General features: G+C 72.9%; 21 protein-coding genes. 12 read left to right on the top strand and 9 right to left on the bottom strand.

The features are described from left to right. Positions 1-13: 13 nt before the first annotated feature. From whiA to secG, 6 genes are all read left to right on the top strand, one after another. The gene (gene whiA, locus G6R13_RS00410) at positions 14-979 is read left to right on the top strand and encodes a DNA-binding protein WhiA (RefSeq protein WP_123243856.1); all 966 of its coding nucleotides are present in this window, start codon (positions 14-16) and stop codon (positions 977-979) included. Positions 980-1,128: 149 nt separating this feature from the next. Further along, positions 1,129-1,755: a superoxide dismutase gene (locus G6R13_RS00405; protein WP_036315296.1), complete on the top strand. Its 627-nt coding sequence runs from the start codon at positions 1,129-1,131 to the stop codon at positions 1,753-1,755. Positions 1,756-1,940: 185 nt separating this feature from the next. Further along, entirely contained in the window at positions 1,941-2,951 is a 1,011-nt protein-coding gene (gap, locus tag G6R13_RS00400; protein ID WP_044658949.1) for a type I glyceraldehyde-3-phosphate dehydrogenase, read from the top strand. A gap of 107 nt (positions 2,952-3,058) precedes the next feature. After that, positions 3,059-4,306: a phosphoglycerate kinase gene (locus G6R13_RS00395; RefSeq protein WP_159833133.1), complete on the top strand. Its 1,248-nt coding sequence runs from the start codon at positions 3,059-3,061 to the stop codon at positions 4,304-4,306. 2 nt (positions 4,307-4,308) lie between these two features. Further along, entirely contained in the window at positions 4,309-5,100 is a 792-nt protein-coding gene (tpiA, locus tag G6R13_RS00390; protein WP_010078716.1) for a triose-phosphate isomerase, read from the top strand. 81 nt (positions 5,101-5,181) lie between these two features. Continuing rightward, positions 5,182-5,433 (top strand): preprotein translocase subunit SecG, encoded by a 252-nt coding sequence (gene secG, locus G6R13_RS00385; RefSeq protein ID WP_036315286.1) that lies wholly within the window; start codon positions 5,182-5,184, stop codon positions 5,431-5,433. A 93-nt stretch (positions 5,434-5,526) separates the two neighbouring features. Here secG and G6R13_RS00380 read toward each other — a convergent pair whose 3' ends face one another. The 5 genes from G6R13_RS00380 to tkt are packed head-to-tail and all read right to left on the bottom strand — an operon-like array spanning position 5,527 to position 13,028. After that, positions 5,527-6,468, bottom strand: coding sequence for a glucose-6-phosphate dehydrogenase assembly protein OpcA (locus G6R13_RS00380; protein WP_044658947.1), 942 nt, complete (start codon positions 6,466-6,468; stop codon positions 5,527-5,529). Beyond that, positions 6,465-8,027 (bottom strand): glucose-6-phosphate dehydrogenase, encoded by a 1,563-nt coding sequence (gene zwf, locus G6R13_RS00375; RefSeq protein WP_044658946.1) that lies wholly within the window; start codon positions 8,025-8,027, stop codon positions 6,465-6,467. The genes G6R13_RS00380 and zwf overlap by 4 nt, the downstream gene beginning before the upstream one ends. Further along, positions 8,017-9,618 carry a glucose-6-phosphate isomerase gene (locus tag G6R13_RS00370; RefSeq protein WP_155933091.1) on the bottom strand — a complete coding sequence of 534 codons (1,602 nt, stop codon included), beginning with the start codon at positions 9,616-9,618 and terminating at the stop codon, positions 8,017-8,019. The genes zwf and G6R13_RS00370 overlap by 11 nt, the downstream gene beginning before the upstream one ends. A gap of 56 nt (positions 9,619-9,674) precedes the next feature. Next, entirely contained in the window at positions 9,675-10,793 is a 1,119-nt protein-coding gene (gene tal / locus G6R13_RS00365) for a transaldolase (RefSeq protein WP_159833135.1), read from the bottom strand. A 60-nt stretch (positions 10,794-10,853) separates the two neighbouring features. Then, the gene (tkt, locus tag G6R13_RS00360; RefSeq protein ID WP_163720859.1) at positions 10,854-13,028 is read right to left on the bottom strand and encodes a transketolase; all 2,175 of its coding nucleotides are present in this window, start codon (positions 13,026-13,028) and stop codon (positions 10,854-10,856) included. A gap of 262 nt (positions 13,029-13,290) precedes the next feature. Between tkt and G6R13_RS00355 the strand changes: the two genes are divergently transcribed. Next, a complete protein-coding gene (locus G6R13_RS00355) occupies positions 13,291-14,274 on the top strand; it encodes a heme o synthase (RefSeq protein WP_060973634.1) in 984 nt (327 codons plus the stop codon). Positions 14,275-14,363: 89 nt separating this feature from the next. Here the strand turns inward: G6R13_RS00355 and G6R13_RS00350 are convergent, their stop codons facing one another. Genes G6R13_RS00350 through G6R13_RS00340 form a run of 3 tightly spaced genes read right to left on the bottom strand, consistent with a single transcriptional unit; the run spans position 14,364 to position 17,161 of the window. Beyond that, entirely contained in the window at positions 14,364-15,380 is a 1,017-nt protein-coding gene (locus G6R13_RS00350) for a COX15/CtaA family protein (RefSeq protein WP_095353368.1), read from the bottom strand. A gap of 42 nt (positions 15,381-15,422) precedes the next feature. Further along, positions 15,423-16,199: an ABC transporter permease gene (locus G6R13_RS00345; RefSeq protein WP_036315265.1), complete on the bottom strand. Its 777-nt coding sequence runs from the start codon at positions 16,197-16,199 to the stop codon at positions 15,423-15,425. Beyond that, positions 16,196-17,161, bottom strand: coding sequence for an ABC transporter ATP-binding protein (locus tag G6R13_RS00340; RefSeq protein ID WP_230956199.1), 966 nt, complete (start codon positions 17,159-17,161; stop codon positions 16,196-16,198). The genes G6R13_RS00345 and G6R13_RS00340 overlap by 4 nt, the downstream gene beginning before the upstream one ends. A 138-nt stretch (positions 17,162-17,299) precedes the next feature. Between G6R13_RS00340 and G6R13_RS00335 the strand changes: the two genes are divergently transcribed. From G6R13_RS00335 to G6R13_RS00315, 5 genes are all read left to right on the top strand, one after another. Further along, the gene (locus G6R13_RS00335; protein ID WP_230297443.1) at positions 17,300-17,995 is read left to right on the top strand and encodes a helix-turn-helix domain-containing protein; all 696 of its coding nucleotides are present in this window, start codon (positions 17,300-17,302) and stop codon (positions 17,993-17,995) included. Between the two features lie 76 nt (positions 17,996-18,071). Beyond that, positions 18,072-19,544 (top strand): Fe-S cluster assembly protein SufB, encoded by a 1,473-nt coding sequence (gene sufB / locus G6R13_RS00330; RefSeq protein ID WP_002855322.1) that lies wholly within the window; start codon positions 18,072-18,074, stop codon positions 19,542-19,544. Position 19,545: 1 nt separating this feature from the next. Continuing rightward, positions 19,546-20,784 (top strand): Fe-S cluster assembly protein SufD, encoded by a 1,239-nt coding sequence (sufD, locus tag G6R13_RS00325; protein ID WP_036315255.1) that lies wholly within the window; start codon positions 19,546-19,548, stop codon positions 20,782-20,784. Positions 20,785-20,830: 46 nt separating this feature from the next. Beyond that, complete coding sequence (sufC, locus tag G6R13_RS00320) at positions 20,831-21,595, top strand: Fe-S cluster assembly ATPase SufC (protein WP_070708818.1); 765 nt, start codon at positions 20,831-20,833, stop codon at positions 21,593-21,595. Between the two features lies 1 nt (position 21,596). Continuing rightward, positions 21,597-21,923, top strand: coding sequence for a metal-sulfur cluster assembly factor (locus G6R13_RS00315; RefSeq protein ID WP_070708819.1), 327 nt, complete (start codon positions 21,597-21,599; stop codon positions 21,921-21,923). A 105-nt stretch (positions 21,924-22,028) separates the two neighbouring features. Here G6R13_RS00315 and G6R13_RS00310 read toward each other — a convergent pair whose 3' ends face one another. Next, on the bottom strand, positions 22,029-22,976 hold the full coding sequence (locus tag G6R13_RS00310) for a neutral zinc metallopeptidase (protein ID WP_070708820.1): 948 nt from the start codon (positions 22,974-22,976) through the stop codon (positions 22,029-22,031). Between the last annotated feature and the right edge of the window lie 22 nt (positions 22,977-22,998).

The raw sequence follows: 22,998 nt of genomic DNA, 5'->3' as shown, positions 1-22,998 counted from the left end.
AAGGAGCACGAGCATGGCGCTGACCATGACCCTCAAGGAGGAGCTGGCCCGTGTGCCGGTCGCCGCGACCCCGGAGCGGCGGGCGGAGACCGCGGCGATGCTGCGGTTCGCCGGGGGGTTGCACCTCGTGGCCGGCCGCGTCGTCGTGGAGGCGGAGCTGGACCACGGCGCCAGCGTGCGCCGCCTGCGCGCCGCCATCACCGACCTGTACGGCCTGGCCCCGGAGATCGTGGTGGTCTCCGGCGGCAACCTGCGCCGTGGTCAGCGGTACGTGCTCCGGGTCGTGCGCGGGGGAGAGGACCTCGCCCGGCAGACCGGGCTCATCGACCAGCGGGGACGGCCCGTGCGTGGCCTCGCGCCGGTCCTCGTCAGCGGGACGACGGCGGCCACCGCCGCCGTGTGGCGCGGGGCCCTGCTGGCCCACGGCTCCCTCACCGAGCCCGGCCGCTCGGCGGCCCTCGAGGTGACCACGCCGGGCCCGGAGGCCGCGCTCGCGCTGGTGGGGGCCGCGCGTCGGCTCCGCGTGGCGGCGAAGGCACGCGAGGTGCGTCAGTCGGACCGCGTCGTGGTCCGCGACGGCGAGGCGATCGCCACGCTGCTCGCCGCCGTCGGCGCGGAGCAGACCGCGACCCTCTGGCGCGAGCGGCGCGAGCGCAAAGAGGTCCGGGCCACCGCCAACCGCCTCGCGAACTTCGACGACGCCAACCTGCGCCGTTCCGCCCAGGCCGCTGTCACGGCCGGGGCGAAGGTGGAGCGGGCCCTCGAGATCCTCGGGGACGAGGTGCCCGACCACCTTCGCTACGCGGGACGGCTGCGCCTCGAGCACAAGCAGGCCTCCCTCGACGAGCTCGGCCGCCTCGCGGACCCGCCGATGACCAAGGACGCCGTCGCCGGGCGCATCCGCCGGCTGCTGGCCATGGCGGACAAGCGGGCCGCCGAGCGGGGCATCCCCGGGACGGACGCGGCCTCCGAGGGCTGAGCGCGGGATCACCGTCGACGGGATCTGGCCCCGGCGCTCCGCCCCCGATCACAATGGAGACGGACGGAATACGCCGCCGAGACGCGAGGTTGCCCGAGGTGGAGGCCGAGGGCGTCCTGCCCGCAGCCTCGCCTGACCAAGGAGGAAGCATGACCGAATACACCCTTCCGGAGCTGGACTACGACTACGCCGCGCTGGAGCCGCACATCTCGGCCCGCATCATGGAGCTGCACCACTCCAAGCACCACGCCACGTACGTCAAGGGCGCGAACACCGCCCTGGAGAAGCTGGCCGCCGCGCGTGAGGCCGGCGACTTCGGCTCCGTGAACCAGCTGTCGAAGGACCTCGCCTTCAACCTGGGCGGGCACACGAACCACTCGATCTTCTGGAAGAACCTCTCGCCGGAGGGCGGCGACAAGCCGACCGGCGAGCTGGCCGCCGCCATCGACGAGTACTTCGGCTCGTTCGACCAGTTCCAGGCCCACTTCACCGCCGCCGCCCTCGGCATCCAGGGCTCCGGCTGGGCCGTGCTGGCCTACGAGCCCATCGGCGGCAACCTGGTGATCGAGCAGTTCTACGACCAGCAGAACGGCGTGCCGGTCGCCACCATCCCGCTGTTCCAGCTGGACATGTGGGAGCACGCCTTCTACCTCGACTACCAGAACGTCAAGGCGGACTACGTCAAGGCGATCTGGAACATCGTGAACTGGGCCGACGTGCAGGCCCGCTTCGAGGCCGCCCGCGCCGGCGCCTCCGGCCTGATCCTCCCGGCCTGATCCACACCGCGCACCGGGGCGCTGATGTCGTGGCCCCACGACGTCAGCGCCCCGATGCGGGGAGGGGCTCGGCGCTCCGGCCCTGTCCCCACCGCGCGCCCGGACCGGGCGCGACCGCTCGACCGTACCGCCCCGGACCCACCGCCACGGGGACCACGCAACGCGAACTAACGAGAGAGACCACCATGACCAAGATCGCCATCAACGGCTACGGCCGCATCGGACGCAACATCGTGCGCGTGCTCAGGGACCGCGGCCACGAGGGCCTCGAGCTGGTCGCCGTGAACGACCTCGCCGACCCCGAGGACCTGTTCTGGCTCACCAAGTACGACACCATCCTGGGCCGCTACCCGGGCGAGCTGGAGCGGACCGAGAAGGGGTTCCGCATCGACGGCCGCGACGTCGCGTTCTTCCAGGAGGCCGACCCGACGAAGCTGCCGTGGGGTGAGCTCGGCGTGGACCTGGTCATCGAGTGCACCGGCATCTTCACGACCGGCCCCAAGGCGCAGGCCCACCTCGACGCCGGGGCCAAGAAGGTCCTCATCTCCGCTCCCGCCAAGGAGGTCGACGGCACCTTCGTGATGGGTGTGAACGAGCACACCTACGACGCGGAGTCGATGCACATCGTCTCGAACGCCTCGTGCACCACGAACTGCCTGGCCCCGATGGCGAAGGTCCTCAACGACGAGTTCGGCATCGTGGACGGCATCATGACCACGATCCACGCGTACACCGGCGACCAGAACCTGCACGACAACGTGCACAAGAAGGATCGCCGTCGGGCGCGCGCCGCCGCCCAGAACATGGTGCCCACCTCCACGGGCGCGGCCAAGGCCATCGGCGAGGTCATCCCGGAGCTGAAGGGCAAGCTCGACGGCTTCGCCATGCGGGTGCCCACCATCACCGGCTCGGCCACCGACCTGACCGTGGAGCTGACGCGCCACGTGGAGGTCGAGGAGATCAACGCGGCGTTCAAGAAGGCCGCGGAGTCCGGTCCGCTGCAGGGCCGCCTGGTCTACTCGGAGGACCCGATCGTGTCCTCGGACATCATCACCTCCCCGGCGGCGTGCACCTTCGACGCCCCGCTGACCAAGTCCATCGGCCAGACCGTGAAGATCATCGGCTGGTACGACAACGAGTACGGCTACACCTCCCAGCTCATGGACTTCGCAGACCTCATCGGCTCGAAGCTCTGAGCCCGCACGGCGCCCGACGGCCCGGGCCGACGGTTCCTCCGTCGGCCCGGGCCGTCCGCCTAGACTGCACCGTGAACCGACCCCGCTCCGGCACCCCAGGAGGCATCATGCCCGCACCGACCCTCACCGATCTGCTCGAGGCCGGCGTCGCCGGCCGCACCGTGCTCATCCGGTCCGACCTGAACGTCCCGCTGGACGGGGACACCGTCACCGACGACGGCCGCATCCGTGCCTCGCTGCCCGCGATCCGGGACCTGGCGGAGGCCGGGGCCCGCGTGATCGTCATGGCCCATCTGGGCCGCCCCAAGGGTGAGCCCGACCCCGCGTACTCCCTCCGTCCGGTCGCCGCGCGCATGGCCGAGCTGCTGGGCGCCGACGTCGCCCTGGCCGCAGACGTGACCGGGGACGACGCGCGCGCCCACGCCGCCGCCCTGCAGGACGGCCAGGTGCTGCTGCTGGAGAACGTGCGCTTCGACGCCCGCGAGACCTCCAAGGACGATGCCGAGCGCGCCGCACTCGCCGGGGAGATGGCTGCCCTGGCCGGCGCGGACGGTGCCTACGTGGGCGACGCGTTCGGCGCGGTCCACCGCAAGCACGCCTCCGTGTTCGACGTCGCGGCGCAGCTGCCGGCCTACCAGGGCCCGCTGGTCGCCGCCGAGCTCGAGGTGCTCACCCGCCTGACCGAGTCCCCGGAGCGGCCCTACGTCGTCGTGCTGGGCGGGTCGAAGGTCTCGGACAAGCTGGCCGTGATCGACAACCTGCTGGACAAGGCCGACATGCTGCTGATCGGCGGCGGCATGCTCTTCACCTTCCTCAAGGCGCAGGGCCACGAGGTGGGCGCCTCCCTGCTCGAGGAGGACCAGCTCGACACCGTTCGCGAATACCTGCGCCGCTCCGAGGCCGGGGCCGCCCGCATCGTGCTCCCCACGGACATCGTGATGGCCTCCGGCTTCGCGGCCGACGCCGAGCACGAGGTCCTGGCCGCGGACGCCCTCACCTCGGGCGCGCACGGCGCGTCCGCCATGGGCTTGGACATCGGCCCCGAGACGGCCCGGGCGTTCGCCGAGCAGATCCGCGGCGCCCAGACCGTGTTCTGGAACGGCCCCATGGGCGTGTTCGAGTTCCCGGCCTTCGCGGAGGGCACCCGGGCGGTGGCCCAGGCCCTCACCGAGGCCTCCGCGGCCGGCGGCCTGTCGGTGGTCGGCGGCGGCGACTCCGCGGCGGCCGTGCGCACGCTCGGCTTCGCCGACGACGCGTTCGGCCACATCTCCACCGGTGGCGGCGCCTCCCTCGAATACCTCGAGGGCAAGGAGCTGCCGGGCGTCACCGCCCTGGCCGGCGAGGGGCGGGCGTGAGCATGGCGGAGCAGACCACGCGCGTGCCGCTGATCGCGGGCAACTGGAAGATGAACCTGGACCACCTCGAGGCCGTCACCCTGGTGCAGCGCCTCACGTGGCTCCTCTCGGACGCGGACCATGACCAGGAGGCCGTGGAGGTCGCGGTGTTCCCGCCCTTCACGGGCCTGCGGTCCGTGCAGACGCTCGTCACCGGCGACCGCCTGGACCTCGTCTACGGCGCGCAGGACCTCTCGCCCGAGGACGCCGGCGCCTACACGGGCGACGTCTCCGGCGCGTTCCTGGCCGCGCTGGGGTGCCGTTACGCGATCGTGGGCCACTCCGAGCGCCGCACCCTCCACGGGGAGGACGACGCCCTCGTCGCGCGCAAGGCCGCCGCGGCCCTGCGCCACGGCCTCACCCCGGTGATCTGCGTGGGCGAGGGCCTGGAGGTGCGCCAGGCCGGCCGGCACGTCGAGCACACGCTCGCCCAGCTGGAGGGCTCGATCGCGGGCCTGTCGGCGCAGGACGTGGCCGGCGTCGTCGTCGCCTACGAGCCCGTATGGGCGATCGGCACGGGCGAGGTCGCCGGCCCCGAGGACGCGCAGCAGATGTGCGCGGCCCTGCGCGCCCGCGTGGCCGCACTGCACGGCGACGACGTCGCCGCCGGACTGCGGATCCTCTACGGCGGCTCCGTGAAGTCCTCCAGCGCGCCGGCGCTGCTGGCGCAGCCGGACGTGGACGGCGCCCTCGTGGGCGGCGCCAGCCTCGACGCGGACGAGTTTGCTAAGATCGTCCGGTTCGACCAGGCCTGATCCGTCCGGCCCGACCGACCGCATTCTCCGTGACGGCCCCGGCGCGCGCCGGGGCCGCACCTCGACCCGAGGAGCCCTCCCGTGGACGTCCTGACCCTGGCCCTGCAGATCCTCGTGGTCGTGCTCAGCGTGGTCATCGTGCTGCTCATCCTGCTGCACAAGGGCCGCGGCGGCGGCGTCTCGGACATGTTCGGCGGCGGCGTGACCAGCTCGATGAGCTCCTCGGGCTCCGCCCAGCGTCTGCTCACCCGCCTGACCGTCGGCTCCGTGGTCGCCTGGGGTGTCGTGATCGCCCTGCTCGGCGTCCTGCCGCGACTGACCATGGAGTCCTGAGGCCGCCCCGCCGGGCCCCGACGCGAACGCCCCGCACGGAAGATCCGTGCGGGGCGTTCGCGCGTCCCGGACCGGTGGGGCGCCGGGGGCCCCTCAGCGTTCGGAGGCCTGCACGGGGGAGAGGTCCGTGCGCGGCAGGCCCTGGTGGAGCACGGCGCCGAAGACCTCGTCCGGGTCCAGGCGGCGCAGCTCCTCGGCCAGGCAGTCCTGGATCGTCCGGCGTGGCAGGGAGATGCGCTGCACCGGCCGGCCCTGCTGATAGAGCCGGGCCACCTGCGACTGCGAGCGGGAGAGCACCACGTCCCCGTCCGTGCACCGCAGGCGCACCGCACGGATCCCGTGGCCGACCTTCGAGTGCGCGATCGTCACGGGCACCTTCAGGGTCAGGGTGAGCCACGCCGCGAGCAGCATGGTGCTGGGGGAGTCCGGCGCCCCGTCCACCGTCACCGAGCGCAGGGTGGCCACGTCGAGCGTGTCGAAGATCCCGGCCACCTGGATCCGCCACAGCGTCAGGCGCGTCCAGGCCAGGTCGGTGTCGCCCTCATGGTGGCCCGCGCGCAGAGCCCACAGGGCGGGCTCGGCCGCGGACGCCGATGCCGTGTCCGTGATCCGGCGGTGGGCCAGGCGACCGAGCGCCGTCGCCGAGGGGACCTCGGGCGGCACCCCGGGCCACCACGCGACGATGGGCGCATCGGGCAGGAGCAGCCCGGAGACGAGCGACTCATCGGCGTGGGCGTTCTCCCCGGCGCACCACAGCACCACGACGTCGGAGGCGCCGGCGTCGCCGCCGACCCGGATCTCGGCGTCCAGGCGGGTGGGTGCCGCAGGGTCGCCCAGGGCCAGGACGATGATGCGGCACGGGTGCTCCAACGAGGCCGCGTTGGCGGCCTGGACGGCGGACTCGATGCCGGCGTCGTCCGTGCTGATCACGAGCGTGAGGACGCGGCCGAGGGTCACGACCCCGCTCTTCTCGCGCAGCTGCGTGATGCGCTTGGCCACCTGGGAGGTGGTGGTGTCCTGCATGCGGATCTTCACGGGCGCCTCCAGCTTCGTCCGTCGCGGGCCATGAGGGCGTCGGCCGAGGGCGGGCCCCACGTGCCCGGGGCGTAGGGCTCGGGCTGGGTGCCCAGGCTCGCCCAGTGCTCCTCGAACGGGTCCACGATCCGCCAGGACAGCTCCACCTCGGCCTGACGCGGGAACAGCGGCGGCTCCCCGAGGAGTACGTCGAGGATGAGCCGTTCGTACGCCTCGGGGGAGTCCTCGGTGAAGGCGTGGCCGTAGCCGAAGTCCATCGTGACGTCGCGGATCTCGGTCTGCGTGCCGGGCACCTTGGACGCGAAGCGGATGGTGACGCCCTCGTCCGGCTGCACCCGGATGACGATGACGTTCTGCCCGAACTCGTCCCCGTCGTGGACGGGGAACAGCAGGTGCGGGGGCTTCTTGAAGACGACGGCGATCTCCGTCACCCGCCGGCCGAGGCGCTTGCCGGCCCGCAGGTAGAACGGGACGCCCTGCCAACGGCGCGTGCGGATGCCCACCTTGAGCGCGGCGTACGTCTCCGTGACGGACGCCGGGTTGAAGCCCTCCTCGTCGAGGAAGCCCGTGACCTGCTCGCCGCCCTGCCAGCCGGAGGTGTACTGGCCGCGGGCGGAGGCCCCCGCGAGTCCCTCGGGCGTGTCCGGGACGGTCACGGCTTCGAGGACCTTCTCCTTCTCCGCGCGCAGGTGGTCCGCGTCGAACGAGATCGGCTCCTCCATCGCCGTGAACGCGAGCAGCTGCAGGAGGTGGTTCTGGATGACGTCGCGGGCCGCGCCCACGCCGTCGTAGTAGCTCGCCCGTCCGCCGATGCCGATGTCCTCGGCCATCGTGATCTGGACGTGGTCCACGTGCTCCGCGTTCCAGAGCGGCTCGAACATCCGGTTGGCGAACCGGAACGCGAGGATGTTCTGCACCGTCTCCTTGCCGAGGTAGTGGTCGATGCGGAACACGGCGTCCGAGGGGAAGACGCGCTCGATCACGGCGTTGAGCTCCTGCGCGCTGGCCAGGTCGTGGCCGAAGGGCTTCTCGATGACCACGCGGCGCCACGGGCCGTCGGCCGGCTGGGACCGGTCGGCCAGGCCCTGGTCGGCCAGGTGGTGGGAGACGGCCTCGAACCAGTCCGGCGGGATGGAGAGGTAGAACGCCGTGTTCCCGCGCGTGCCGCGTGAGGTCTCGAGCTCGGCGAGCACCTCGTCGAGACGGACATAGGCCGCCTCGTCGTCGAACGCGCCGGAGACGAAGCGCAGGCCGCCCCGGAACTGGTCCCACACGGTCTCGTCGAAGGTGGTTCGGGAGGAGGCCTCCACGGCGGCACGCACGTAGTCGGCGAACTCCTCGTCGGACCAGTCGCGGCGGCCGAAGCCGACGAGGGAGAACGCCGGCGGCAGCAGGCCGCGCTGGGCCAGGTCGTACATGGCCGGCAGGAGCTTCTTCTTCGCCAGGTCGCCCGTCACGCCGAACAGCACGAGGGCCGACGGACCCGCGATGCGGGTCAGGCGCCGGTCACGGGGGTCGCGCAGCGGGTTGCGGGGGACGGTCCGGGACTCACCGGCCACGGACGGCGTTCCTCAGGGCCTCGATGCCCGCGTCGCGGCGGCGCAGGTGCAGGGTGACCACGGGGCGGCCGAGATCGCCCAGCACCCGGGCGTCGCCCGCGGCCTGCGCGGCGATGAGCCTGCCCAGGGAGAACGGGCGTCCGGGCACCTCGAGGTCCAGGCCGGCGTCGCCCGTGATCTGGAGGAACACGCCGACGGCCGGGCCGCCCTTGTGGAACTGTCCGGTGGAGTGCAGGAACCGCGGACCCCAGCCGAACGTGACCGGGCGGCCGACCAGCTCTGCCAGGTCCGCGCGCAGCTCCTCGAGCTCGGCGTCGTCATGACGGGAGAGGTAGGCGTGGACCGCCAGGTAGCCGTCCTCGGGCACCAGCGCGGCCGTGGCGCGCAGCACGCCGGCCAGGTCCGGGGCAGAGGTCACGGACGCCGGGCCGGAGACCTCGACGCCCTCCACCTCACCGTCGGCCGTCCGCTCGGCGGCGGGGCCGTCCAGCAGGGTGCGCGCGGCGGCCTTGGCGGCCTCCACGTCCGGCTGGTCGAAGGGGTTGATCCCGAGCAGGCGGCCGGCCACCGCGGTGGCCACCTCCCACAGCAGCAGCTGGGCGCCGAGCGAGCCGGCGACCTGCACGCCGTGGCCCGGGGCCGCGACGTCGTCCTCGCCGACGAGCTGCACCTGCAGCAGGTCGGGGGCGTCCCACACGGTCTCGGGGTCGCCGGGGGCGACGACGACGGGCAGCAGCCCGGTGCCGTCCTTGCCCGTGGACTCGGCGATCAGCTGCTCGATCCAGGCCGGCAGTCCGGCGATGCCGGACCCGTGGTCGGCGAAGACGAGCTTGTCGCGCAGCGGCTGCGTGCCGCCCAGGGCCGCGCCGAGCTGCAGGCCCGGGTTGTCCTCGTCGTCGGCGGTCAGCAGGTCGAGCACGGCCTCCGCGTCGTCCAGCAGGGCCGCGACGTCCACCCCGGCCAGGCCGGTGGGGACCAGGCCGAACGCGGTGAGAGCCGAGAAGCGCCCGCCCACGGTCGGGTCCGCGGTGAAGACGGCGCGCCAGCCGGCGGACTCGCACGCGGCGTGCAGCGGCGAGCCCGGGTCCGTGACGGCGACCAGGCGGGTGCGGGGGTCGATCCCGGCGTCGCGGAACGCGGCCTCGACGACGCGGCGCTGCGAGTCGGTCTCCACGGTGGAGCCGGACTTGGAGGAGACCACCAGCACGGTCCGCTCGAGGTCGCGCTCGAGGGCACGGGAGACCTGGAACGGGTCCGTGGAGTCCAGGACCTCGAGCTCGACGCCGGCCGTCGCCGCGATCACCTCGGGGGCCAGGGACGAACCGCCCATGCCCGCCAGGAGCACGCGGTCCACGCCCTCGGCGCGCAGCTCCCGGGTCAGCTGGGCGATGTGCGGGACGAGGGCGCGGGAGTCCTCGAACAGGTCGATCCAGCCGAGCCGCTTGGCGGCCTCGTCGCGGGCCGGCGCCCCCCACAGGTCGGCGTCCTGCGCCCCGAGGCGGGAGGCGACGCGGTCCTGGAGGAGGGCGGGCAGATGGCGGTCGATCGCCTCGAGGGCGGCTCCGGTGGCGGTGAGGCCGAGGGTGCTCATGGGGGGTCCTTCCGTGCGCGTGGCGAGCGGGCGGCGGGGTCGGGGGGCGGGTGCGGTCAGCGATGGGCGTCGAGCCCGGAGCGGACCGAGCCGAGCAGCTCGTCCCACGCGGCCTCGAACTTCTCCAGGCCCTCAGTCTCCAGCACGTCCACGACGTCCTGGTAGGACACGCCTGCCGCGCCGACCGCGTCGAGCAGGGCATCGGCCTCGGCGTAGGCGCCCGTGACGGTGTCCGCCGCGATCACCCCGTGGTCGGCGACCGCCTCGAGGGTCTTCTCCGGCAGGGTGGTCACGGTGTGCGGTGCCACGAGTTCGGTGACGTACAGCGTGTCCGGCAGGGCGGGGTCCTTGACGCCGGTGGAGGCCCACAGGGGCCGCTGCACGGGGGCGCCGGCCGCCTCGAGCAGGCGCCAGCGCTCCGAGTCCAGGGCCTGCTCGAAGGCTCGGTAGGCCAGGCGCGCGTTGGCGACGGCGGCCCGGCCGGTCAGCGCCTCGGCCTCGGGGGTGCCGATCGCGCGCAGCCGCGCGTCGACCTCCGTGTCCACACGGGAGACGAAGAAGGAGGCCACCGAGTGGAGGCGGCGGACGTCGTGCCCGTTCGCCCGGGCCTTCTCCAGGCCGGTGAGCCAGGCGTTGAGCACCCGGCGGTAGCGGGGCAGCGAGAAGATCAGGGTCACGTTCACGCTGATGCCCTCGCCGAGCACGTCCGCGATGGCGGACATACCCTCCACGGTCGCGGGGATCTTCACCATGAGGTTGGGACGGTCGACGGCCGCCGCCAGCTCGCGGGCCTGGGCCACGGTGCCGGCGGCGTCGCGGGCCAGGCGCGGATCGACCTCGAGGGAGACGAAGCCGTCCGCCCCGCCGGTGCGCTCGTGGACGGGCGCGAGCACGTCGGCGGCGCGGCGCACGTCCTCGGTCGTCAGGGCGACGACGGCCTCGTCCACCGAGGCGCCGGCGGCGGCGAGGTCGCGCAGCTGGCCCTGGTAGGCGCCCGCGTCCGCGAGGGCGACGGCGAAGATGGACGGGTTCGTGGTGACGCCGGTGACCGAGCGGGTGGCGATCAGCTTCTCGAGCGTGCCCTCGTCCAGCCGCGTGCGGGAGAGGTCGTCGAGCCAGATCGACACACCGGCCTGGGCCAGCGCGGCGGTGTTCGGGTTCTGCGGGGTGCTCATGGTCTGCGGGTGCCTTCCCTTCGGGGGTGGACGTGCTCGGGGCGTCGCGGGCGCCGGGCCTCAGAGGAGGCCGCGGGTCACCTCGGCGACGTGCTCACCGGTGAATCCGTACTTCTCCATCAGGCGGGCGCCGTCGGCCGACTCGCCGTAGTGCTCGAGGCTCACGCGGGCGCCCGGGGAGGAGGCCGTCACCGTGTGCTCGAACCACGGCATCGCGACGCCGGCCTCGACGGAGACGCGGACCGGGGCGTCGGGGCCGTCGGGCAGGACCTCGGCCCGGTAGGCCGCGTCCTGCTCGGCGAACCACTCGAGGCACGGGGCGGAGACGACGCGGGTCGGGACGCCGTCGGCCTGCAGCAGCTCGCGGGCCCGCACGGCCACGGAGACCTCGGAGCCGGTCGCGATCAGCAGCGCGCGGGCCGGCGTCGGCGCGCCGTCGGCATCCGTGGCGTCGACGAGGACGTAGGCGCCGCGGGCCACGCCCGAGGCGGGGGCGAAGCCGTCCGTGTCCCGGGGGAGCACGGGCAGGTTCTGCCGGGACAGGATGAGGCCGGCCGGGCGGTCCCGGTGCTCGAGCACCGTCCGCCACGCCCACGCGGTCTCGTTCGCGTCGGCCGGGCGGACGACGTCGAGCCCGGGGATGGCGCGCAGTGCGGCCAGGTGCTCCACCGGCTGGTGCGTGGGGCCGTCCTCGCCGAGGCCGATGGAGTCGTGCGTCCACACGTACGTGCTCGGGGTGCCCATGAGGGCGGCCAGGCGGACGGCGGGGCGCATGTAGTCGGAGAACGTCAGGAACGTGCCCATGTAGGCACGGGTCAGGCCGCCGATCGTGATGCCGTTGACGATCGCCCCGGCCGCGAACTCGCGAATGCCGAAGTGCAGGGTGCGGCCGTGCTCGTCGCCCTGCCAGGTCGCCGTGGAGCGGCGGGCCGGGATGAAGGAGGGCTCGCCCTTCATGGTCGTGTTGTTCGACCCGGCGAGGTCGGCCGAGCCGCCCCAGAGCTCGGGCATGACCGGCGCGAGGGCCGTGAGCACCTCACCGGAGGCCGCGCGCGTGGCCAGGCCCTTCTCGTCCGCGTCCCAGGACGGGAACGCGTCCGCGAAGCCGGCGGGCAGCTCTCGTCCGGCCAGTCGGTCGTACAGCCGCGCGTTCTCCGGGTTCGCCTCGCGCCAGGCCTGGAACGCCGCCTCCCACCCGCGGCGGTACTCGGCCGAGCGCTCGGCGATGGACCGGGCACCGGCCAGGAGCTCGGGGTCGACGTCGAAGGTCGTGGTCGGATCCAGCCCGAGGCCCTCCTTCAGGCCGGCGACCTCGTCCGTGCCGAGCTTGGAGCCGTGGATGCCGCCGGTGTTCTGCTTCGTGGGGGAGGGCCAGCCGATCACGGTGCGCAGCTTGATCAGCGAGGGCCGGCCGGTCTCGGCCTTGGCCGCGACGAGGGCGTCGTACAGGGCCTCCACGTCCTCCGTGTACTCGGTCACGGCGTGGCCCTGGGCGCCGTTGGTCCAGTCGACCTCCTGCACGTGCCAGCCGTAGGCCTCGTAGCGGCGGACCACGTCCTCGGTGAACGCGATGTCCGTGTCGTCCTCGATCGAGATGCGGTTCGCGTCGTAGACGACGACCAGGTTCCCGAGCTCCTGGTGCCCGGCCAGCGAGGAGGCCTCGGCGGCGACGCCCTCCTGGATGTCCCCGTCGGAGGCGAGCACGAACACGTGGTGGTCGAACGGGGAGGTGCCGGGGGCGGCGTCGGGGTCCATCAGCCCGCGCACGCGGCGCTGCTCGTACGCGAAGCCGACGCCCATCGCCAGGCCCTGGCCCAGCGGACCCGTGGTCACCTCGACGCCGTGGGTGTGGCCGTACTCCGGGTGGCCCGGGGTCCTGGATCCCTCGGTGCGCAGCCCCTGGATGTCCTCGATCTCGAGCCCGGCGCCCGCGGCGAACAACTGCAGGTACTGGATGAGCGAGGCGTGGCCCGCGGAGAGGATGAAGCGATCCCGGCCCTCCCAGCGGTCGTCCGTGGGGTCCAGGTGCATGACGTTCTGGTACAGCTGCCACGCCACGGGGGCCAGCGAGATCGCGGTGCCGGGGTGGCCGTGCCCGGCCTTCTCCACGGCGTCCGCCGAGAGCGCCTTGAGCGTGTCCACCATCCGGCGGTCCTGCTCCGAGTAGACGAACCCGCGGGCCGGGGCCACCCGGTCCAGGGTCGGGGGGGTGGACGGCTGCGCGGCGTCGGTCACGGGTTCTCTCCTGGCGGATCGGGAGCGTCGGGGTGCGGCCCCGGCCGACGCCGGGGCGTCGCGGCGCGGGGCCGTCGTCCCAGCCTAGCCGCGCGACGGCGGGGCGGGCCCGACCGGGCGCCTCATGACATGCTTCGCCCCCGGGCGAACAGCCGTTGACACGAGTAGACTGGGTCAAGGCCTGACCGCAGGCGGACCGCCCGAGTGGCCGATCCGAACCCCGGGACGGGCACGCCCACCGTCCCCTCACCGTGAGAAGCAGATGTCATCCTCCCTGGAGTCGCCGTCCGCCGCCCGCGTCGCCGCCGCCGAGCCCGGCGTCGTCGACCGGTCCCCGCTGCCCCTGCGCCGCAAGGTCCGGGCGTACGTCGAGCTGACGAAGCCCCGGGTGATCGAGCTGCTGCTGGTGACCACGCTGCCGACCATGATCTTCGCGCAGCGCGGCTTCCCGGACGTGCTCACCATGATCGCCACGCTCGTCGGCGGTGCGCTCGCCGCCGGCGCCTCCGGCACCTTCAACTGCTACATCGACCGCGACATCGACCGGGTCATGAAGCGCACCGAGAACCGGCCGCTCGTCACCGGCGAGGTCACCCCTCGCGAGGCCCTCGTGTTCGCGTGGGTGCAGACGGTCGTGTCCATCCTGATCCTCGGGTTCGGCGCCAACTGGCTGGCGGCCGGCCTGGGTGTGGCCGCCATCTTCTTCTACGTGGTCGTGTACTCGCTCGTGCTCAAGCGCCGCACGGAGCAGAACATCGTGTGGGGCGGCATCGCCGGCTGCTTCCCCGTGCTGATCGGCTGGGCGGCCGTGCGCGGGACCGTCGAGTGGCCGGCCATCGTGCTGTTCCTCGTGGTCTTCCTGTGGACGCCCCCGCACTACTGGCCGTTGTCCATGAAGTACAAGCGCGACTACCAGCAGGCCGACGTGCCGATGCTCGGCGCCATCGCCTCCGCGCGCCACGTCTCCAACCAGGTCGTGCTCTACGCGTGGGCCACCGTGGCGTGCTCCCTCCTGCTCGTGCCGATGGGCTGGGCCGGCATCGTCTACACCGCGGTCGCGCTCGTCGTCGGAGCCTGGTTCATCTGGGAGTCCCATGTGCTGCAGGTGCAGGCCCAGCGCGAGGACTTCGAGGACCGCAAGGCCATGAAGGTCTTCCACCTCTCCATCACCTATCTGACGCTGCTGTTCATCGCCCTGGCCGTGGACCCGTTCGTGGGCGCGCCGCTGATGCACTTCGGCGCCTGAGCGCCGATCCGCCCCGGGCGCTCTCCCCGGGACGCAGACGACGACGGCCCCGCACCAGCCGGTGCGGGGCCGTTCGCGTGCGCGGGGCGTCAGCCCGCGGCGACGGTGCGCGTGGGGGCGGCGGCCTCGACCGGGACACCCGGCCCGGCCGTGACGTAGCGGGCGACCTGGCGGTCCCAGGTCTCCGTCGCGGCGGCCACGAGCAGGGCAGAGCCCAGCATGTGCAGCAGGACCACGCCGATCGGCAGGCCCGTGAAGTGCTGGGTGTAGCCCACGGCGGCCTGGAACACGAGGGCGAGCAGGAGCCGCAGCACGGCGGCGCGCTGCAGGCGGGAGGCGCCGGCCGCGCGGCGCACCGTGAAGAACAGGACCAGGGCGGCCGCCAGGAGCAGGTACACCGGGATCACGTGGGCACGCGTGACCAGCAGCGGGTCGAACTCGTGGCGCGGCGAGCCGGGGTCGCCGGAGTGCGGGCCCGTGCCGGTCACCACGGTGCCCAGGTACACGGCGGCCCACGTCAGCGCGAACGCCGCCCAGGCGGCGGCACGGGACCGGCCGGTGGTGGCGCCGTCCACGAGGGGCACCCCCGCCCGGCCGGCACGGCGCTCGGCGGCGATGCGCACCACGAGCAGGGTCGCCACGGCCACCATGATCGAGGACACGATGAAGTGGCCGGCCACCCACCACGGGTTCAGATTCGTCAGGACCACGACGCCGCCCACGAGGGCCTGCGCGGGAATGCCGGCCAGCAGGCCCACGGAGAGCCAGAAGGGGCTCCGGTGGGTGCCGCGCAGGTTCCACAGGGACAGGAACATGGCGGCGGCGATGACCACCAGGACGAACGTCAGCGTCCGGTTGCCGAATTCGATGTAGCCGTGGATGCCCATCTCTGGGGTGTTGGTGAGGGACTCGGGTGAGCACTTGGGCCACGTGGGGCAGCCCAGGCCGGAGCCGGTGAGGCGCACGGCGCCGCCGGTGACGATGATGCCGATCTCGGACGCCAGGGACGCCACGGCGAGGGCCATGGTGGCCTTCGTGAGGCGCTGCGGCAGGCGGGCGGCGAGCCCGGCCGGGGCGGTCCCGGCCGCGGGGGTGGTGGTGGACACGGTGTCCTTCCGATCGTTCGATGCAGGGGGACGGGGAACGGCTCAGGGCCGCCAGCGGAACCAGCGGAGCGCGGCCGCGACGGCCACGGCGCCCCACAGGGTGAGCACGAGCAGGGGGACGGGCGACCAGGCCCCGTCCAGGAGGGCGGCCCGCAGGGCCGTGCCCAGCGCGCCGGAGGGGAGCAGGTCCACGCCGGGCACCCGCGCGGGGAACACCGTGCCGCCGACGGCGCCGAACAGCACCCACAGCAGGTTGGCGACGGCGAGGGTCGCCTCCGGCCGGGCCGTGCCGGCGAGCAGCAGCCCGAGGGCCGTGAAGGCGGCGGCCCCCAGCGCGAGGGCGACGAGGGCCGGCAGGATCCCCTCGGGGTCCGGACGCCAGCCGAGCGCCAGGCCGACGCCGCCGATCACGCTCACCTGCACCAGCAGGAGGGCCACCACCGCCAGGGCCTTGCCGGCGACGAGGCCGAGCGTGCCCAGCGGGGTGGTGGCCAGGGCGGCGAGCACGTCGTAGCGACGCTCGAAGCCCGTGGCGATCGCGGTGGCCGTGAACGCGGAGCTGATCACGGCCAGGGCGAGCACGCCGGGCACGGCCACGTCCAGGCCCGAGCGGCCGGGGGCGTCCAGCAGGCCGGTGACGTGCACGCCCACGAGCGCGAGCAGGGGCAGCACCACGGTGACGAGCAGCTGCTCGCCGTTGCGCAGCGCGGTGCCGGTCTCGTAGCCGGCCTGACGCAGGACGCGGGCGGCCAGCGGGGCGGCGCCGGCGTGGGCTCCGGTGCCGGCCGGGGCGCGGTGGTCGACGACGGGCGTGCTCATGCGGCGGTCTCCCGGAGGATCTGCTCGAGGCGCAGTCCGGCGCGCTCGAATCGGGTGGGCATCAGGGCGTGCTCCCGCCAGCTCGCGGCGAGAACGGCCAGGTCGTCCGGGCCGCGGACGCCGGCCACGCGCAGGCGGGCGGACTCGTCGAGGCCGGCCGCGCGCAGCGGCGCGGGCAGGGTGTCGGCCCAGGCGCGGACGGCGTCGGGGGAGGCGTCGCCGAAGTCCACGTCGACGACGTCGCCCTCGGCCACGCGCGTGAGCTCGGCCAGCGAGCCGGAGCGCACCACGCGGCCGGCGCGCAGGATGGCGACGTCGTCCGCGAGCCGCTCGGCGTCGTCGAGCAGGTGCGTGGTCAGCAGCACGGCGGCGCCGCGGTCGGTCTGTTCACGCACGACGTCGTGCACGACGGGCCGGGTCTCCGGGTCGAGGCCCGCGGTGGGCTCGTCGAGGAACAGCATGTCCGGCCGGCCGACGAGGGCGGCCGCGAGCGCGACGCGCTGGCGCTGGCCACCGGAGAGGCGGCGCAGGGGGCGACCGGCGACGTCGGCGATCAGCAGGCGCTCCAGCAGCGGCTCGACGGGCAGCGGGTCGCGGTACAGGGACGCCACGTGGCCGACGAAGCGGCGGGCGGGGATCGCGGGCGGCAGGCCGCCCTCCTGCCACATCACGCCGATGCGGGCGCGCAGGTCGGCGGAGGCCCGCCACGGGTCTGCGCCGAAGACGCGCACGGTGCCGGCGTCGGGCCGGTCCATGCCGTGGCAGAGGCCGAGGGTGGTGGACTTGCCGGCCCCGTTGGGGCCGAGCAGCACCGTGACGGCGCCGGCACGGGCGGTGAGGTCGACGCCCCGCAGGACGGGGGTGCGGGACCGGCCGCGGCCGAGGCTCCGGTGGACGTCGCTCAGGCGCAGGACGGGCTCGTCGCGCGGCACGGGATCCGGGGTCAGGGGAGGTCGGGGCACTGTGCCAGTCTAGTCCTCGGGCCCTGCGACCCCGGCTCGTGGGGCCGGGGCGCCCGGTCTGACGCGGGTTCCGCCGCGGGCGTCATCAAGCCAGGCGAGCCTCACTTGAACCGTTCCAGATCAATAGGTCATGATGGCGTGGTGTATTCGGATCAGTCTGCGTCGCCCCCCGCTCCGGCCCCGGCCGAGGGCACGCGCGAGCGTGTGCTGCAGCTGGTCCTGACGCGTGGACCCGTGAGCGCGGCCGAGATCGGTCGGGAGCTGGAGCTGACCGCGGCCGCCGTGCGCCGCCATCTGGACGCGCTCGAGGAGGACTCGCTCGTCGAGGTCAAGCGGGTCACCGCGGCCCGCGGCGCGGGACGGCCCTCCCGCCGCTACGTGGTCACCTCGCACGCGCAGGAGCACCTGCCCAAGGACCACCTCGCCGTCGCCCTGGACACCCTGGCCCGCCTCGAGGAGCTCGGCGGGGAGGAGGAGGTGCGCCGCACCGCGCGCCACGCCTTCCGGGAGATCGAGGAGCGCTTCACGGCCGCCGTCGACGGCCGGGAGACCGCGCTGCAGGACCGCACCCGCATCCTCGCGCGGGTCCTCGACGAGGCCGGCTACGCCGGCACGCTGCGCCACTTCGGCGCGGGCCTGGCGCCCACCCTCCGCGCGGACCAGGTCTGCCAGGGGCACTGCCCGTTCCAGGGAATTCCCGCGCGCCATCCGGAGTTCTGTGAAGAGGAGACCGCGCTGTTCGCCCGCCTGCTCGAGGTGGACGTGCGCCGGCTCTCGACCCTCGCCGCCGGCGCCCACGTGTGCACCACACACGTGCCGCTGGGCCGCGACTGAGCCGCGCGGGCCACGCCCCGGCTCCCGCCGACCACCCGACCGACCCCGACCGCAGTGACTAGTGAGAGAGGCTGAGATGACCGACCAGATCGTCCAGCGGGACTCCACGGAGACCGCCGACCCCGGCGTGATCCAGGAGATCCTCGACAAGAACCCCGAGCTCAACGCCATCGGCGCCTACCAGTACGGCTGGGCCGACTCCGACGCGGCCGGCGAGAAGGCCGTCCGCGGTCTGAACGAGGACGTCGTGCGCGACATCTCCGGCAAGAAGGACGAGCCGGAGTGGATGCGCGACCTGCGCCTGAAGGCCCTCAAGTACTTCGAGCGCAAGCCGATGCCGGCGTGGGGCCCGGACCTGTCCGGCATCGACTTCGACAACATCAAGTACTTCGTGCGCTCCACCGAGGGCCAGGCCAAGACCTGGGAGGACCTGCCCGAGGACATCCGCAACACCTACGAGCGCCTGGGCATCCCGGAGGCCGAGCGCGAGCGTCTCGTGGCCGGCGTCGCCGCCCAGTACGAGTCCGAGGTCGTCTACCACCAGATCCGTGAGGACCTGGAGGAGCAGGGCGTCGTGTTCCTCGACACCGACACCGCGCTCAAGGAGCACCCGGAGATCTTCGAGGAGTACTTCGGCACCGTGATCCCGGTCGGCGACAACAAGTTCGCCTCCCTGAACACGGCCGTGTGGTCCGGCGGCTCCTTCGTGTACGTGCCCAAGGGCGTGCACGTGGAGATCCCGCTGCAGGCCTACTTCCGCATCAACACGGAGAACATGGGCCAGTTCGAGCGGACGCTGATCATCGCGGACGAGGACTCGTACGTGCACTACATCGAGGGCTGCACCGCCCCGATCTACCAGTCCGACTCGCTGCACTCGGCCGTCGTCGAGATCGTGGTGAAGAAGAACGCGCGCGTGCGCTACACCACCATCCAGAACTGGTCCACGAACGTGTACAACCTCGTGACCAAGCGCGCCGTGGTCGAGGCCGGCGGCACCATGGAGTGGATCGACGGCAACATCGGCTCCAAGGTGACCATGAAGTACCCGGCCGTGTACCTGACCGGCGAGCACGCCACCGGCGAGACCCTCTCCGTCGCGTTCGCGGGCAAGGACCAGCACCAGGACACCGGCTCCAAGATGGTGCACATGGCCCCGCACACGAACTCCTCGATCGTGTCCAAGTCCGTGGCCCGCAGCGGCGGCCGCGCCGCCTATCGCGGCCTGGTGCAGATCGCCGAGGGCGCGAACGGCTCCGCCAACTCGGTGGTGTGCGACGCCCTGCTCGTGGACACGGTCTCCCGCTCCGACACCTACCCGTACATCGACATCCGCGAGGACGACGTGACCCTCGGCCACGAGGCGACCGTCTCGAAGGTGTCCGAGGAGCAGCTCTTCTACCTCATGAGCCGCGGCATGTCCGAGGACGAGGCCATGGCCATGATCGTGCGCGGCTTCATCGAGCCGATCGCCCGCGAGCTGCCCATGGAGTACGCGCTCGAGCTCAACAAGCTGATCGAACTGCAGATGGAAGGATCGGTGGGCTGACATGACCGACACCGTTGAGAACACCCAGCGGACCATGATCCCGGGCATGGGCGAGGAGGGCGAGAAGCTCACCGCCGCGCAGAACCCGGCCGCCCGGGCCGGGGGCCGGGAGCGCAACGCCGCGGGCTCGCGCGCCGATCGCCTCAGCTCCTTCGAGCTGTCCGACTTCCCCGTGCTCACGGGGCGCGAGGAGGACTGGCGCTTCACCCCGCTCAAGCGCCTGGGCGGGCTGCACCTGCCCGAGGGCGACGACGCGCGCCTGACCGGTGCCGCCCCCGCCGTGACCGTGGCCGAGCAGGCCGGCGTCACGGTGGAGACCGTGGCCCGCGACGACGCCCGCGTCGGCTCCGTCCTGACCCCGGACGACCGCGTGTCCGCCGCGGCCTGGAACTCGGTCTCCGAGGCCACCGTCGTGACGATCTCCGGTGAGGTCGCCGAGCCGGTGCGCATCGACGTCGTCGGCTCCTCCGCCGACCCGGCCGCGATGCACCTGACCGTGCTCGTGGAGGAGAACGCGCAGGCCGACGTCGTGATCGCCCACCGCGGCACCGCCGTGCTGGCCCAGAACGTCGAGTTCGACGTGCGCCGCGACGCCCGCCTGAACGTGGTCGCACTGCAAGCCTGGGAGGGCGATGCCGTGCACGTCTCGGCCCAGCAGGCCTCGGTCGCCACGAACGCGCACTTCAAGCACGTGGCCGTGTCCTACGGCGGCGGCGTGGTGCGGCTGACCCCGACCGCGCGGTTCGCCGCGGAGCGCGGCGAGGCCGAGATGTACGGCCTGTACTTCGCCGACGCCGGTCAGCACCTCGAGAACCGCCTGTTCGTGGACCACAACCAGCCGGACTGCGTCTCGAACGTGCTCTACAAGGGCGCCCTGCAGGGCACGGACGCGCGCACCGTGTGGGTGGGCGACGTGCTGATCCGCAAGGAGGCCGAGGGCACGGACACGTACGAGAAGAACCAGAACCTGCTGCTCTCCGACGGGGCGCGCGCGGACTCGGTGCCGAACCTGGAGATCGAGACCGGCGTGATCGAGGGGGCGGGCCACGCGTCCGCGACCGGCCGCTTCGACGAGACCCAGCTGTTCTACCTGATGGCCCGCGGCATCTCCGAGACCGAGGCCCGCCGCCTGATCGTGCGCGGCTTCCTCAACGAGATCATCCAGAAGATCGGCATCGGCGACGTCGAGGACGAGCTGACCGCCGTCATGGAGGACGAGCTCCGCATCGCGCAGCTCTGACCGACGCCCCGCAGACCCCACCGCCTTCCACCCGAGGAGAACCACCATGGCAACCCTGCAGATCACCGACCTGCACGTGCAGATCGCGACCGAGAACGGCCCCAAGGAGATCCTGAAGGGCCTCTCCCTGACCATCGAGACGGGCGAGACCCACGCGATCATGGGCCCGAACGGCTCCGGCAAGTCCACCCTGGCCTCGACCATCGCCGGCCACCCGCGCTACGAGGTCACCTCCGGCTCCATCACCCTCGACGGCGAGGACGTGCTGGAGATGGGCGTCGACGAGCGCGCCCAGGCCGGCCTCTTCCTGGCCATGCAGTACCCCGTGGAGATCCCGGGCGTCACCATGACCAACTTCCTGCGCACCGCCAAGACCGCGCTTGACGGCGAGGCCCCCTCGCTGCGCACCTGGACCAAGGACGTCAAGGGCGCCTTCGAGGCCCTGCAGATCGACCCGGCGTTCATGAACCGCAACGTCAACGAGGGCTTCTCCGGCGGCGAGAAGAAGCGCGCCGAGATCCTCCAGCTCGAGCTGTTCAAGCCCAAGTTCGCGATCCTCGACGAGACCGACTCCGGCCTCGACGTCGACGCGCTGCGCATCGTCTCCGAGGGCGTCAACCGCGCCCAGGCGCAGAACGAGATGGGCACCCTGCTGATCACCCACTACACGCGGATCCTCAACTACATCAAGCCGGACCACGTGCACGTGCTGGTGGACGGCCGCGTCGCCGAGTCCGGCGGCCCGGAGCTCGCCGAGCAGCTCGAGGCCGAGGGCTACGCCCGCTTCGAGAAGGCCGCGGCGGGGGCCTGAGATGACGGAGACCGCGAACCAGGTGCCCACGGAGGACATCCGTGAGGCCCTCAAGGACGTGATCGACCCGGAGCTGGGCGTCAACGTCGTGGACCTGGGTCTGCTCTACGGGCTGCACTACGCCGACGACGGCGCGCTGCTCGTGGACATGACCCTGACCACCGCGGCCTGCCCGCTCACGGACGAGATCGAGGACCAGGTCTCCCGCGCGATCGGCACCATGGTGGACGAGTGGCGGCTGAACTGGGTCTGGATGCCCCCGTGGGGCCCCGAGCGGATCACCGAGGACGGGCGCGACCAGATGCGCGCCCTTGGCTTCAACATCTGATCCGGTCCGGACGACGACGGCGGCCCCTCACCTTCGCCCAGGAGGTGAGGGGCCGCCGTCGTCGTGGGGGAGTGCGGACGGACCCGCAGGCGCGGTGCTCTCGGCTCAGATGTCCAGGGAGGGGGCCCGGAACGTGTCGCACTGGCGGATGTCGGGCTCCTGCTGGGCGCTCTGGTAGCCGCGCATGAACCAGGCCATGCGCTGCTCGGAGGTGCCGTGCGTGAACGCCTCGGGGTCCACCCGCCCGGTGTGGGTGGACTGGATGCGGTCATCGCCCACGGCGGAGGCCGCGTCGATGGCCTGGCGCAGCTGGTCCTGCGAGATCGGCTTCAGGAACGGCTCACCGGACTCGGGGTCCACGGTGGAGGTGGCATGCCCGGCCCACATGCCGGCGAAGCAGTCGGCCTGCAGCTCTGCGCGCACGGCGCCGGAGGTGGGGCCGGTGGTCCCGTCCTTCGAGTGCTGCAGGTAGCCGGTCACCTGCTGAACGTGGTGGCCGTACTCGTGCGCCACGATGTACTCCTCCGCCAGCGGTCCGCCCTCGGCGCCGAAATCGGTCTGCAGCGTCTCGAAGAACGCGGTGTCGAAGTACATGGACTCGTCCGCCGGGCAGTAGAACGGGCCCGTGGCCGAGGAGGCGCTGCCGCAGCCGGTGCTCACGCCGCCCTGGAACAGGGTCAGCTGCGGCTGGCGCCACTGGATGTCCGAGAACTGGGCGAGGTACTCGCCCCAGAACTCGTCCGCGGCCTCGGTGGTCGCGACGACGCGGCAGTCCGTGTTCTGGTTGGCGTCCGCACCGCTGGCGCACTCCTCGTCCGAGAGGGGCTGGCTCTGGCCGCCCGAGCCCGTCTGCTGCTGGTACTGACTCTGGCCGACGGACCCGCCGCCCGTGTCGATCCCGAGCTGCTCGGCCAGCCCGGGGGCGAAGATCGCGAGCAGCAACGCGAGCAGGCCGCCGCCACCGCCGATGGCGATGCCCCGGCCCCCCAGCCCGCCGCCACCGCCCGATCGGGCCCGGCCGGCGTCGATCTGCACGTTCTCGTTGAAGCTCATGGGGCCAGAGTGTAGACGGACT

The organism is Micrococcus sp. Alg238-R198 (genome assembly GCF_900537135.1).
In the GTDB taxonomy this organism is placed as follows: domain Bacteria; phylum Actinomycetota; class Actinomycetes; order Actinomycetales; family Micrococcaceae; genus Micrococcus; species Micrococcus luteus.
The sequence above is the reverse complement of the archived record's forward strand: the minus strand, read 5'-3'. Positions and strand labels throughout refer to the sequence as shown.